Here is a 13,261-nt window from a genome sequence, read left to right as displayed (position 1 = left end):
TTTTGAAACTTTAAATGCGCATAAAGCCGCGGGGCTCCTCGACTAAGCGAGCCCCGCGGCTGTTTTGAGCGTTTAGCGAAAAATTTCTTGTCCAGACGAAACGGCGAAGCTTACATCGATTTCGTCAGCGTAATCATCCAGTTGCTGCTGTTGACGTTGAAGTCCCAGCCCAGCAGGCCCGTGATGAAACGAAGCGGTACAACGGTTCTGCCGTTCTCGTCCGCGAAGACTTCGTGGCCGATCGCCTGTCTTTTGCCGTTGACTTCCATGAAGTCTTTGCCCAACCAGAATTTCAGCGTGTCTTTGCCGGCCATCACCGTCACTTCGTTCGCTTTTTTATTCCATTTTACTTGGGCGCCGATTCCTTCGCTCAGGAAGCGCAGCGGTACATAAGTGGTGTTATCCCAAACGCGCGGCATTGTATCCATCTTGGTCGTTTTGCCGTTCAGCGTCAGGTTCGGGCTTCCGATCTGCATTTTGACCGTCATCATCTTGCCCGGCATCGGTGCAGGAGTCGCGGGAGTCGTAGGTGCCGGTGTCATAGCCGGTTCCTGGAATTTAGGGTTGAATTGGTCCACGATCGCGCCGCTCAGCAGTTTGCCCACATCGAACATCAGGGCATAACCTTCGCGCTCCGTTTTGTACGAACCGGTGTAATCTTTGGCTGCGTATTGATCCAGAACCTGCTGCACTTGGTCTTCATGCGCAGTCAGTCCGGCCATAGCTCCGGCTTCCGGAATACGGTTTTCGGTTGCCGCGCTCAAGAACGCCGCCATTTCTTTGGTGAATTTCGTGATTTGGGCTTTGGCTGCCGTAATGGCCGCTTGGTCTCCGCTCTTCACGGCCGCTACGTACTGCGCCTGTACGTTAATGTGGTCGGTTGTCCACAGTTTCTCGAACTGGTCCGCTCCCGCATTGCCGTAGACCGAAGCGATTGCCGCTTTGAAGTCTTTGGTGTTGCCGGCTTCAGCCGTTACAAGCGCGCTGCTGCTGGCGCTCATGCCGTCATACTGCTCCTGCATTTGCAGGGTAGCCAGTGCGAAGTGTTCCGCGAACAGATAGTTCAGAGCGGATCTCAGATCGCCGGCAGGCGTATCGGATTTCGTATTCTGGAATTTCTCCGGCATCTGGGTCACGATTGCCGTCGACAGCGCTTCGCTGATCGTAAACATCGTGTTCAGGCCTGTACGGTAAGAAGCGTAGGCTCCCGAGAAGTCACCGGCTACATATTTGTCGAAGGCGTCCTGAACTTGACCTTCATGGAGACGAAGGACTTTCTCCGCTGTCGCCTGCGGCAGCTTGCCGCCGGTTGCCGTTCCGAGGAAGGCCGAGAATTCTTTGATGAATTTCTCGATGTTGGCTTCGGCCGACTGTACGCCAGCCATGTTGCCGGCTTTTTGCGCTTTGACCAGGTCGTCGGTCGCTTTGTTGTGGGCGCTGAAGATGCGTCCGAATTCGGCTGCACCTTCTTTGCCGTACAGCGATTCGATCGCCGGCAGCATGTCGCTTGCGTTCTGGTTCAGTGCGGCGAAAGAAGCGGCTGCATCAGGCGAACCTTCGTAGGCTTTGATCATCGAATCCACGGCCAGTTGATAATGTTCGGAAAGGAGACGATCCAATGCCGATCTGAGTTCAACCGCAGGCGTTGTAGTCGAAGCCTTCATGGCTGTCATCTGCGCGGCTACCGCCGCAATGTTCGTTGTTGCCGTTGTGGAAGCTTGGGCCGGAGCCGCTCCCGCTACCGTTGGTACGATCAGTGCCAATCCGAGTACCGGCATAACCAATTTCTTAGCGTCAAATTTCTTCGAATTAAGATTTTTGTTATTGAACATTTTAAACATTGTCCATTCCTCCATTTGTTTATCTGAATTTTTGTTATTTCCTGATTCCCGTTGTTTCCTTATGTGTTTGTGCTGCTTACATGTCATGAAACGCAGGCTTCATGAATTTGGATCACACAAATTTTAAATTTTCCAAATTGTTTTTTCGAACCTGCTTTCTTATCCATGATCGGCAGGTCCGATCAAAAGAACTAACCAATCGAAATCCAATATTTTAAGTATTATTTTCAACGCCTTTCGGCACGCGAAAAAGCCCCCTTCTTATGAAAGTCAGGCTTCAACCAAAAAAAGCTCTCGACCCCCGAGGGGAACGAAAGCTTTTTTGGAGTGGAGCTTCATCTTCCGGAACTTCCCAAGAAGCAGACCGGCTCGAACCGTTCAAATCAGCCCGAAACGAACTTCTTCCTGGCCGAAGCGTTTGGCTTGTCCGCGGTCTTCCAACTCGACCAGATGCGCAATCGTCTCCGACAGCGCAAAACGCAGCTGATGAATGCCCAGCGAGCCGCCGAAGACTGCCGTGCAGATTCCGTAGGCCGTCTGCGGTTCGCCGTGCAGCAGCTCCAGCATCCGGTCCAGCCGCCCTTCGTGATGATCCAGCAGCTGCCGGGTTCGTTCTTCGAACTTCCCGAACGGATCGCGGTGGCCGGGGAAAGCTTGGCCCACCCGAAGTTCTCCCAACTTTCGAAGCCCGTCCAGATAAGAACGAAGCGGATGTTCGTCTCCTCCCGGGGTATACGAGATATTCGGGGAGATCCGCGGCAGCACCGCATCCCCGCACAGGATCAGCCCCGTCTTTTCTTCATAAAAAGACAAATGCCCGTCGGCATGACCGCCTGTCTCAATCGGATGCCAGAGACGGCCGCCGAAACGGATCGGCAGCCCGGCTTCGATGACGGTAATTTCGGGCTGGGGCTCAACCTGCGCCCGAAACCCCGACAAGTGCTCCGGCAGCTGCGCCAGACGGTCGGCAGACATCCCGTGAAGACGGTACAGGGCGAGCGAAGCCTCGACGAATCCCGGAGCTTCGTCTTCATCCGGCGTACTGCCCCAATTCCGCCAGGCCGCTTCACCTGCCGCTTTCGACATCCACACCTGGGCGCCGCTTCGCTGCTGCAGCCATCCGGCCTGGCCGTAATGATCGGGATGATGGTGGGTCACCACGATCGAAGCGATCTCCTGCGGACGGATATTCAATTCGCCGAGCGCCGCGTCCCAGGCCGCCTCGTTCTCGGCCGAGCGGGGACCGGGGTCGACGATCGTCCAGCCGTCTTCGCCCTGCAGCAGATAGCTGTTGACCCAGCGCAGCGGAAAAGACATCGCCATGCGTACTCGGATCAGTTCGTCGTAACTCGTTACTCGTGATTGGCTCATCCTTATCGGTGCTCCCTTTCCTACTCGCGGCCCGAAGACCGGTCATTTTTCTCCATGGCCAAAATCGCATTCAGCATATGCAGTTTGCGAATCGGCTTAGGCACGATCGAGCGGAAGTAGTCGCGTTCGCCGTCTTCGATCTTCTCGCCCAGCCAGGCCAGCAGGAACAAATTCAGATCCGGAATTTGATGGAGTTCCCTGAAGACTTCACCCCGTCTAAGCGTACTTCCATCTATGAATACGACGTCGAAGTCGCCCATACCTACGCGCTCCACTAGACTGCCATCCATCTCCGGCGAAGATTCCGCGTGCGCCCCCCAACCTTGCAGCATATCTACGATCGTATTCCGGCTGGTCGTCTGGCGATCGACCACCAGGAAGCGCATCCCTTCAAGCACGTCGTCTTCGAACGGAATCGAAGGCAGATCGGTATAGCGTTCAAACGACATCAGAATTTCGATGACCGTTCCTTTGCCGATCTCGCTGGATACCTCGATTCTGCCGCCCAGCAGTTCGATCAGGTTCTTCGTGATAGTCATGCCAAGCCCGGCTCCTTCATAAACGTGATGCGCGGACTCGTGCACTTGCGTGTAGACATCAAAGATATGCTTCAACTGTTTCTCCGACATCCCAATCCCGGTATCCCGAATCGAAAAGCTGACTGCGACTTCGTTCTCTTCCATTGAAGGAACGCGTTTGAGCTCGAACACGACTTCTCCCGTGTGCGTGAACTTGATCGCATTTTGCATCAAATTCAGAAAGATCTGTCTGACTTTCAGTACATCCCCGACCACGAACAGCGGAATTTCCGATTCGACGCCCAGAATGACTTCGACATTTTTGCTAAAAGCTTGCGGGGCAAGCATATAAATCAAATCTTCAACCGTATTGATCAGATCGAAAGGATTATGGGATACTGTCATTTTTCCTGCTTCAAGACGACTTATATCCAGAATACTGTTGACAAGTTCCAACAACGATTCGTTACTGCTCTGGATGATTTCCATATAATTCCGCTGCTCTTCGTTCAGCTCGGTATCTTTCAGCAGATCACTCATCGCAATGATCCCGTTAAGCGGATTACGGATCTCGTGACTGAGAACGGCGACGAAATTCGCTTTGTTTTTCGATTCCTGCTGCGCTTCTTCCCGTAACTTTTTCTCTTCGTGCAGCAGCAGCTGCAGCCGATGAAGCTCTGTCCGACTCCGGCTGCACTCTTGTTCCAACTCTTCTATTTTGCGTATAAGGTCTTCTTCTCTTGACATTCTTAAGCACCTCTTCAGGTAAGCATAATAGTGCTATATACCCTTCGCTTGCCTGCTTAGAACCTTTTCCCGACAAAAATCATTCGCGGCGAGTCTTTTTCGTAATGCTTCTCGTCGTAACTTCCCCGGACTTCGTCCACTTCCAGCTTCGCTTCGGCGAGCAGAGTCGTAAAGTCATCCAGCGTATACAGTTTGACCCGTTCGTCGTATTCGCGGCGCTGCCCGTTTTCTGCCTGTTCCGGCAGGATCGTGATATGCTTTTTGACGAATCCGTCTTCGATCTTCCGCCGTTCTTCGATCTTGAGACCGCCGTCTTCGCGCTCCGTGTACGGCTTCAGATGGCTTTCCACATACGGCGGATTCATAAAGTCGATGATGAAGCGCCCCTCCGGACGAAGCACGCGCCGGATCTCTTGCAGGACGCGGACATGCTCGTCGTCCTGCTCGAAGTATCCGAACGACGTAAACAGGTTGACGACCGCATCAAACTCTCCGTCTGCAAAAGGCAGTTCGCGCATATCGCCCTGCACCCAGCGAATCCGGTTCGCCCCCGGCTCTTTTTTCGCTTCATCCAGCAGCACTTCCGACAGATCCATTCCGGTGACGTCGTATCCTTTCTCGGCCAGAGACAGCGAATGCCGGCCCATCCCGCAGCACAAATCCAGCACTTTCGCTCCGGGATCGAGCCGCAGCCACGAGATCATCTCGTGCACTTCATGAGCCGCCCCCTGTTCGTCCCGGTAATGATAGACCCGCAAATAATCTTCGCCGAAACTTTCTTCGTACCATGCGCTCATCGTGTTGTCCTCCCTGAATCGGATAGATTCGGCGCGAAGCGGCAACGGATTCCGTTCTCCGCCGCGCCTCCCCTTGTTACTTACACGAAAAAGAAGAAAACGATTTCCGTCCGCCGGAAATTCGTCTCCTTCCTGTATCGGGTCGGGCTTCCGCCCGATTTTCACGGATAAGCGATATTGATCTCCAGACGCCCGCCGCAGTCGTACTGGCGCCGCTCGCCTTCGGTCACGCAGCGGACAGGCGATTGACCGGAAGCGACCCGCCAGGCTCCGAGAGCCAATGCCGCAGCATCGATCCCCTCTTCCGGCCGTACCCATTCCGGTACGAAGCCGTCCGCGCGTTCCTGCTCGGTGAACGCGGATACGCCGAGAGTCCCGACAATAAGCGCCGAATAAGCATAAGAGAACGGCTTCATGCGGTAATCCCCGAGATATTCGGCCGTCATGCCGATCTCGCCCGTGATCCGGATCTCGGCCCCCGCTTCTTCCCGCATCTCGCGCCGAAGTGCGGCAAATACGTCTTCGCCGTCTTCGATTCCTCCTCCGGGCAGTTTATGATAACCGCCCCGCGCGACATGCATCAGCGCCATACGCCCGGAATCGTCCAGCAGTACGGCCCGGGCGGCCTGCCGCAAGATCGGCATCCCGGATTTCCGTCAGCAGCGGAAGTTTGACGTAATCGAACAAGGCGAATTCGGACGAAGGATCCGGACGGTTCTCGCCGACCTTGACGTAACCGGCCTGGGTGTAGAGACGCTGATTACGCAGACTTCCGGACGCCGAACCAAATCGCGAGATTCGGGTTCTATTCTTTTCTAGGTTCTTGTGGAAATTCCTCTTCTTCACGCTTCGCGTCAACTTCGGCCCTGTATCGGCTAAGTTCTTCATCCTCGCTTTTAAACCAACCGGCCAGCAGTCCGAAGACCTGTTTGCCCAGCATCAAGAGTCCTGTCCCGCCCAGCAGCACGGCCAGCCAGAATCCCGGGAGACCGCCGCTCAACTCTACAGCCGTCATATACCGGCCGAATGAACCGCCCGACCATGAAGTCACTCCAGACCGACTCACTGCCGCCGCAAGATGGATGCCGACGTACAGCAGAGTCCCGCCCAGCAGCAGGAAACCTCCAATCAGCAGGGTTATCAATTTTTGCATATGTCCAAATCGCTCCTCTCCGCTTCTATAATAGAACAAACGGAGTTTATCGATAGAAGGTTGGGTCCCACAGAAAAAAAGCACCCCGCGGATAAATTCCGATGGGTGCGCGGCCTTTCTTCTCTCTTGGCTCTTCTTCTTTAATGAAGCATCGGATTCTGCCCGATCGCCGCCGCAGCTTCCTTCTCCCTGTCCAGCGGATACCGCACCGTATATTCGGCGGCCTCGATCCAGGCACGCTTGACGAAATCCCGTCCGCGCACCACCACCCGGCCTCGATAAATATCGACCTGCAGGCCTTCGCTGCCGCTCAGGTGTTCGTCTGCGTCCGTCCAGAGATACGCGACCGACGAAGCATTGAACATGCTTGGCATGCGGCCTTGTCCGTCGTACATCGTACGCTGCGCTTCGAGCTGCCAATGCGTATGTCCGGTAAACAGAATCGCCTGCGGGCATGCCGCCAGCACCTTTTTCAATTCGGCGTCCTGATTGACCCCGTACCAGCCCTGACTTTCCATGGAACCGGCTACGGTATCCCTGAGCGGCTGATGCAGGAAGACGAACACCGGCCGGTCCGGCGATGCTTCTTCGGCCAGGCGCTCGGTCAACCAGGCGAGCTGCGCCGAAGACAGATCGCAGTCTTTGGGATGCGGCACTTCGCTGCCCAGAAAAATAAAATGATACCCGCCGATCCAATGATCGTGATACGGCGCTGCGGCTCCCGTTCCTTCGGCAAAACGGCGCATCCGACGCTTCCATACCCCGCCCGCGGGTCCTCCGTTCGCTTCTTCTTCGTCCGAGAGCGCCAATCTTGCTTGCATGCCGCCCAGATCCAGGCCTGCGGCGGCTGCCGCTTCGGCCAAAGCTTCGATCGCATTGACGGGCGGCTCGGCGATTTTGTCCGCGCTTACCGCCGCCGCTTGGAACTCGTCTTCCGCTTCGGCCGATGGCCCGACCGTGCCGGCCGGGAAATTCCCGTCCAGCACATCCTCGATCTCGGCTCCGGAGAGCGCGCTCAGATCGATCGGCTTGTCGCCTTCCCCCCACAGTATCGCGCCGATATCATGGTTGCCGAGCGTGATATACATCGGCGGCAGTCCATCCGGACGGCCGTTCCAGATCCGGCCAAACTCCCGGTATTCCGGCGCAAGGCCGCGGTCCGTTACATCGCCGGCATGCATAATGCCCAGGCTGCCTTCGCAGTAAGACGCGATATCCGCCAGCGCCGCTTCAAAGTGGCGATTGTGAATATGGTCGGCATCGTCCCGGACATGCGTATCCGTAATGACCTGAAACGAGGCAAGCGGCTGTTCAGCCGTATTCGCCGCCGTCTCCGTTTTTCCAGTCGCTTTGACTTGCGTCTCTTTCGGCATTCCCGTCCCGATCTTCATGCCGTCCCCATTTTGCATATCGCCCCCGGCGCTCTCCGCCGTTCTTCCCGTTTCCTGCTTCACTGTCCATCCCTCCATATTCCGATATTTGTTGGATTCGAACTTGTCAAAGTCTTCTTCCGGATCCTCCGATTTAGGATTCGCTGCATTTCAAGCCGACGATGCCGACAAGGATACAGCCCATCCAGACGAGCGAAGTCGCTTTAAGGCGCTCGCCGAAAAAGTAATGGCCCGCCACACCGATCAAGGTAATCCCGACGCCCGACCAGATCGCGTACGCAACGCCGAGCGGAATATGTTTGACCGAGAAATTGAGCAGCGTAAAGCTGGCCCCGTAGCAGACGAACATGAATACCGACGGCCACAGCCGGGTGAATCCGTCCGATATTCTCATCAGCAGCGTTCCGCTCAGCTCCAGCGCGATCGCGCACGCCAGCAGCGTCCAGCCGAGCGAGACGTTCGGGCTCATCGCGGCACCGCGCTTTCGAGCAGACGCTCGAAGGAAGGCACCGTCCGATCGGCCAGCTTCAGCGCTGCGGCTTCGCCGATCCCGATCTTCAGCGCCGCCCCTGCCGCGCGGGCCATCTCCATATCGCCGTCCGTGTCGCCGATCACGATGACGCGTTCGGGCGGCACGCCGAGACGTTCGCAGGCCAGCAGACACAAGTCGGGAAAAGGCTTGCCGCGCTGCGCCTGATCCGTACCGATCACGACGCGGAAATAATCCGTAATCCCCAGCCATTCCAGATGGCGCAGCGCGCTGGCCGTCTCGTCGGCCGTCACGACGCCCATCGGAACGCCGCTCTCCCGGCAGCGCTCCAGAAATTCGCGTACGCCGGGCAGCAGCTTCGCGGGGCGGACCGCTTCCATCGCGGCGTCGGCCAGCTCCACGCTGCGGCGCACAAGGATCTTCGCTTCCGCCCAGGACAATCCCGCCCGGTAGCCGTGCCAGGCCAGTACGGCGTGCATCTCGTCCACCGTACCCATCGCAAGCGGCCCTCGCCGGTCATAGTCGGTCGTCCGGCCTTCTTCGTCATGCTGCGTTCCCCAGATCCGCGAAAGCTGCTGCGCCTCGATCCTCAATCCCCGTTCGGCCAGCAGGGTTCGAAATTCGTCCAGCGCCCGATCCGTCCAAAATCCCCACATAGCCGTAAAATCGAGCAGCGTCCCGTCCTTGTCGAACAAAATGGCGCCCGCGTTCCCAAAATCGATCTCGTGCGTGTGTGAAGCGTCGTGCATATCCGGTTTCCCCTGCACGCCGTCCCCGTTCTTCGTGTCGCTCATCATCTTGCCCCCTATTTCTCCCGCCGTCTTTGATCGAATGCCGGTTCGGTCCGTCCAAAAGAAAACCGCAGGAACCGCGCAGAATGCGCGCTTCCTGCGGCCGATCGTTTGGACTTGGCTTGCTCGGCGTATCTTTTTGGACCTAAAGCTTCATCCTTACCTTGCTTTATTGCTTCAACTGCTATTTCGCGACGCGATCCAGCTCGCTCTGCGCTTTGGCCTGCGCTTCCTTCAGTGCCTGCTCGGCCGGCACGTTGTTGATCTGCACCTGATCCGCCGCGACTTTGAGCGCATCGCCGATCTTGCCGCCCGTCGGATCCTGGAACGGCATCGAAGCATGCGACGCCTGCTGCAGCGGAACGCTGATCTGCGGGTTCTCGGCACTGAACGCTTTGAATTTCGGATCTTCGAGCGCGGATTGACGCACGGCGATATATCCGGTCTTCATCGACCAATCGGCCGTATTTTCCGCCTTCATGAAGTACATGAACCATTTAAAAGCCGCCTGCTGCTGCTCCGGAGTCGCTTTGGCCGGAATCCCGGCCTGGCTTGCACCGGCGACCGGCTTGCCGGCGCCCATGCCTTCCCAGCCCGGCTGCTCCATCGCGGCCACAACCTTGAAGTCGAGGTCGCCCTGATCGCCGCTTGAGCCTGTGTAACCGGCCGCCTGGCCTTTCATCACATCGTCGATCGTCTTGTACCAGTATTCCCAGCCTTGTCCGCCGGAGTGGATACGCATGATCTTGTCTTCGTGGATCCATTTGCGGAACTGTTCCCAGGTCGCGATCCATTCCGGCGAGTCGATCGTCACGGTCTTGCCGTCTTCGCTTAAGATGCTGCCGCCCCGGCTCAATACGGCATCGGTCATGTTGGCTTCGCCCCACATCGGCTCCCAACCGTAGACAGTCGTCTTGCCGCCTTCTTTCTTCGTCATCTTGGCCGCCGCTTCGCCGAGCGCTTCCCACGTCGTGAGCGATGCCGGATCGATCCCGTGCTCTTTGAACATATCCTGACGGTAGTACATAATCTGCGTCGAGCCGTACATCGGCAGGAAATACTGCTTGCCGTCCACTTTTCCTCCTTCAAGGAACGTCTGAACAAAATCTTCGCTGTTGAAATCCGGTTCGGCCGCGATCAGTTCGTCCAGCGAAGCGTAATAGCCTTTGCGAGCCCAATCCGCGTTTGCGCTGAGGACCGCCGCCGGAACGTTGTTCGACGCGATGGCCGCCTGCAGCTTCTGCTCCGTCTCCGTATAGTCCGCCTGGGCAATCCCTTTGACGATGACTTCATCCTGCGAAGCGTTGAACGCGTCGATCTTCGCTTTCATGTTGTCGCCCAGATTACCGCCCAGTCCGTACCAGAATTCGATCTCGACCGGCTTGCCCGATTCCGCTGCGGCAGGCGTGCCGCTTGCGGCCGCACTCGGCGTCTCCCCGGCCTGCGAGCCGCAGGCGGACAGCAGCGTAAAGCTTGCCGCGAGCAGCATCGACATGCCGCCTTTCCAGTTCCATTTGCTTGTGTTCGGACGTTGTTTCATTCTTTTTGCCTCCAATTGGATGTGGGATGTCCCTGTTCGGGGTAAGCTTGGATTCAGCTCTTGTTGACGCCTGCCGACATATTGACACTCTGCATGATCGTCTTCTGGGCAAACAGGAACAGGATCAAGAGCGGAGCGATGGTAAAAGCGCTTGCGGCCATGATCTGCGGCCAGGCCAATCCATAAGCGCCGCCTTCGACGAAGAAGCTGCGCAGACCCGCGGAGACCAGTCTCAGATCCGGGTCTTTCGTAATCAGCATCGGCCAGAAATAATTGTTGTACTGGTCGATGAACGTAATCAGGATCATGACGGCGAACGACGAACGGATCAGCGGAGCCATGATCGTCCACAGAATCCGGAAGTGCGAAGCTCCGTCCAGCTGCCCCGCTTCGACGAGCTCGTGCGAGACCTGGAGAAACGCCTGCCGCAGCAGGAAGATCGCGAACACGCTCACGCAGTTGGACAGGATCAGACCCGCGTAGCTGTCCAGCAGATGCAGTTCGTTCAGAATCAGATAGCTTGGCAGATAGACGGCCGTGCTGGGAATCATATAGCCGACGAGCACGATTGCGGTGAATGTGCCTTTCAGCCGGAATTTCATATGGGTCAGCGCGTAAGCCATCATGCTGGCGTTGATAACCTGCAAGGCGCAGATCGAGATCGCCACGAAAATACTGTTGAACATGTAGCGGGCGAACGGTGCCGAATTCCATGCTTCTATGTAATTGCCCCAGTTGATCGACTCCGGCCAGAAGGTCGGCGGGAACCGCCAGATCTCGTCGTTCGTCTTGAGTCCGCTCGTCACCATCCAGTAGAAAGGGAAGGCCATCGCCAGACTGATGACCGCCAGCAGCATGTAGCGTACGACGATGCCGAAGCGTTCCCCGGCCGGTACGAACCGGCGGCTGCCTTCTTGGCCCGCTCCCCGGCGAAGTTCGCTTTTCTTGCTCGCTTTTCTTGCTTCGGTCATGTTCATGAATAGTGCACCAGGCGCCGGCTGAGCAGGAACGACAGCCCCGACAGCAGGACGCAGATCAGAATGATGATGACGGCGATCGCGGAAGCTTCGCCGACGTTAAACGTCTCAAAAGCCGACTGGTAATACATATACAGCAGCGTGCGCGTCGATCCGGCCGGTCCGCCCTGCGTCATGACATTGATCTGGTCGTACGCCTGCAGCGACTGGATCGTCAGGATGATCGACAGGAACAGCGTCGTCGGGGAGATCAGCGGCAGCGTGATCGCCCGGAACTTGTCCCACGTGCCGGCTCCGTCGATCGAAGCGGCTTCCAGCAGATCGGACGGCAGATTACGCAGCGCGACCAGGTAGAACACCATCGACCAGCCGATCGACTTCCAGATCGTGACGATCATGACGGCGGCGAGCGCCCAATTCGGATCCTGCAGCCAGCCGACCGGCGAGAATCCGATCCAGCCCAGCACCAGGTTGGCGAGCCCCACGTCGGGTTCGAAGATCCACGACCAGGCGATCGAGACCGCGACCGTCGGCGTGACCCACGGCGAGAACATCATGGCCCGGAAAAGGCCGGTCGCTCTGAGCTTGCTGTTCATCAGCAGCGCAAGCGCAAGCCCGCCCACGATGATCGGAACGACCGTGCCGAGTCCGAACATCAGCGTCACCCGAAGAGCTTGGTAGAATTCGGGGTGCGTCAGCAGATACGAATAGTTGTCCAAGCCGACAAACAGTTTCTCGGGACTCATGAAGTCCCACTCCGTGAAGCTTAAGTACAGAATGTAGCCAAGCGGTCCCAGCCAGAAGATCAGCAGCGGAACGAGTGCAGGCAGGGTGAACAGCACCGCCTCGCCTTCCCTGAACATTTTCAGACGCAAATCCACAACTCCTCTATGTTCAATTTTTTTTGATCACCGTTTTCCGCAAGCCTTTTTTATGACGTTTTTCTCTATCGTACAAACATGATTGTACATTCGATTTGAAAAACGGGGATTATCCCGGTGTTAAATCTGCAGGGAATCGTGTAAAATATGTGGGGTATGTGAGAAAAAACGTCCGAATCTCGATTCAGGGGTGACATCGTGGAAAAAGAATCCGCCGGAACGTCCGGCTCTTCCGTAACGCCCGAGCGGCGGGAACTGCGGGAGAAGATCATCGAGTCGATCGCTTCGACAATGGATCTGTACGGGGTGAACCATTCATTCGGGCAGCTCTACGGCATCATGTACTTCGAGGACCGGCCGATGACGCTGGAAGAAATGAAAGACTTCATGAATATGAGCAAAAGCAATATGAGCTACGCCGTACGTGCCTTGACGGAGTCCCGGATGATTTACAAACTTGACGAGAAAAAAGATCGCAAAGACCAATACGTCGCCGAGACCGACTTTTTCCGCACGTTCCGGAATTTCTTCGGCGCCAAGCTCCAGCGGGAGATCGACGTGATGCTGTCCAGCATCCGCGAAGTCTCGCCCGACCTGTCGGAGATCGTCCTCTCGCGGCAGACGCAGGCGGACGAACGCGAGCAGGCGCTGCGCGACCTGCACAAGCTTCAGCATGCGGAGCAGTATTACATCTGGCTGCAGGGATTCGTCGATCGGATGCAGGGTGGAGATTTTTTCGAAGAAAAAGAGTGAACGCAGCAGGC

13 protein-coding genes are annotated in these 13,261 nt (G+C 56.8%); 1 reads left to right on the top strand and 12 read right to left on the bottom strand.

Going from position 1 to position 13,261, the window contains the following annotated elements; genetic code table 11:
- Positions 1–110 precede the first annotated feature (110 nt).
- From HOP44_RS14035 to HOP44_RS13980, 12 genes are all read right to left on the bottom strand, one after another.
- Positions 111–1,841 (bottom strand): copper amine oxidase N-terminal domain-containing protein, encoded by a 1,731-nt coding sequence (locus HOP44_RS14035; RefSeq protein ID WP_172254375.1) that lies wholly within the window; start codon positions 1,839–1,841, stop codon positions 111–113.
- Between the two features lie 378 nt (positions 1,842–2,219).
- Positions 2,220–3,212, bottom strand: coding sequence for an MBL fold metallo-hydrolase (locus HOP44_RS14030; RefSeq protein WP_172254373.1), 993 nt, complete (start codon positions 3,210–3,212; stop codon positions 2,220–2,222).
- A 20-nt stretch (positions 3,213–3,232) separates the two neighbouring features.
- A complete protein-coding gene (locus tag HOP44_RS14025; protein ID WP_172254371.1) occupies positions 3,233–4,477 on the bottom strand; it encodes an ATP-binding response regulator in 1,245 nt (414 codons plus the stop codon).
- A gap of 56 nt (positions 4,478–4,533) precedes the next feature.
- The gene (locus HOP44_RS14020) at positions 4,534–5,274 is read right to left on the bottom strand and encodes a class I SAM-dependent methyltransferase (RefSeq protein ID WP_172254369.1); all 741 of its coding nucleotides are present in this window, start codon (positions 5,272–5,274) and stop codon (positions 4,534–4,536) included.
- A gap of 161 nt (positions 5,275–5,435) precedes the next feature.
- Positions 5,436–5,918, bottom strand: coding sequence for an NUDIX domain-containing protein (locus tag HOP44_RS14015; protein WP_172254367.1), 483 nt, complete (start codon positions 5,916–5,918; stop codon positions 5,436–5,438).
- Positions 5,919–6,079: 161 nt separating this feature from the next.
- Positions 6,080–6,427: a hypothetical protein gene (locus tag HOP44_RS14010; RefSeq protein ID WP_172254365.1), complete on the bottom strand. Its 348-nt coding sequence runs from the start codon at positions 6,425–6,427 to the stop codon at positions 6,080–6,082.
- A gap of 140 nt (positions 6,428–6,567) precedes the next feature.
- Entirely contained in the window at positions 6,568–7,881 is a 1,314-nt protein-coding gene (locus tag HOP44_RS14005) for a metallophosphoesterase family protein (protein WP_343059893.1), read from the bottom strand.
- 70 nt (positions 7,882–7,951) lie between these two features.
- Entirely contained in the window at positions 7,952–8,287 is a 336-nt protein-coding gene (locus HOP44_RS14000; RefSeq protein WP_172254363.1) for a DMT family transporter, read from the bottom strand.
- A complete protein-coding gene (locus HOP44_RS13995) occupies positions 8,284–9,102 on the bottom strand; it encodes an HAD family hydrolase (protein ID WP_246369823.1) in 819 nt (272 codons plus the stop codon). The genes HOP44_RS14000 and HOP44_RS13995 overlap by 4 nt, the downstream gene beginning before the upstream one ends.
- 181 nt (positions 9,103–9,283) lie before the next feature.
- Positions 9,284–10,639, bottom strand: a complete 1,356-nt coding sequence (locus HOP44_RS13990; protein WP_172254361.1) for an ABC transporter substrate-binding protein — start codon at positions 10,637–10,639, stop codon at positions 9,284–9,286.
- Between the two features lie 53 nt (positions 10,640–10,692).
- The gene (locus HOP44_RS13985; RefSeq protein WP_172196710.1) at positions 10,693–11,496 is read right to left on the bottom strand and encodes a carbohydrate ABC transporter permease; all 804 of its coding nucleotides are present in this window, start codon (positions 11,494–11,496) and stop codon (positions 10,693–10,695) included.
- 116 nt (positions 11,497–11,612) lie between these two features.
- The gene (locus tag HOP44_RS13980; RefSeq protein WP_425501881.1) at positions 11,613–12,479 is read right to left on the bottom strand and encodes a carbohydrate ABC transporter permease; all 867 of its coding nucleotides are present in this window, start codon (positions 12,477–12,479) and stop codon (positions 11,613–11,615) included.
- A 216-nt stretch (positions 12,480–12,695) separates the two neighbouring features.
- On the opposite strand from HOP44_RS13980, the gene HOP44_RS13975 reads away from it, so the two are divergent.
- The gene (locus HOP44_RS13975; protein ID WP_343044698.1) at positions 12,696–13,250 is read left to right on the top strand and encodes a GbsR/MarR family transcriptional regulator; all 555 of its coding nucleotides are present in this window, start codon (positions 12,696–12,698) and stop codon (positions 13,248–13,250) included.
- Positions 13,251–13,261: the final 11 nt, after the last annotated feature.

This window comes from Saccharibacillus deserti (assembly GCF_013618475.1).
Classification (GTDB): domain Bacteria; phylum Bacillota; class Bacilli; order Paenibacillales; family Paenibacillaceae; genus Saccharibacillus; species Saccharibacillus deserti.
Note: the sequence above shows the minus strand (reverse complement) of the source record. Positions and strands in the feature narration are given on the sequence as shown.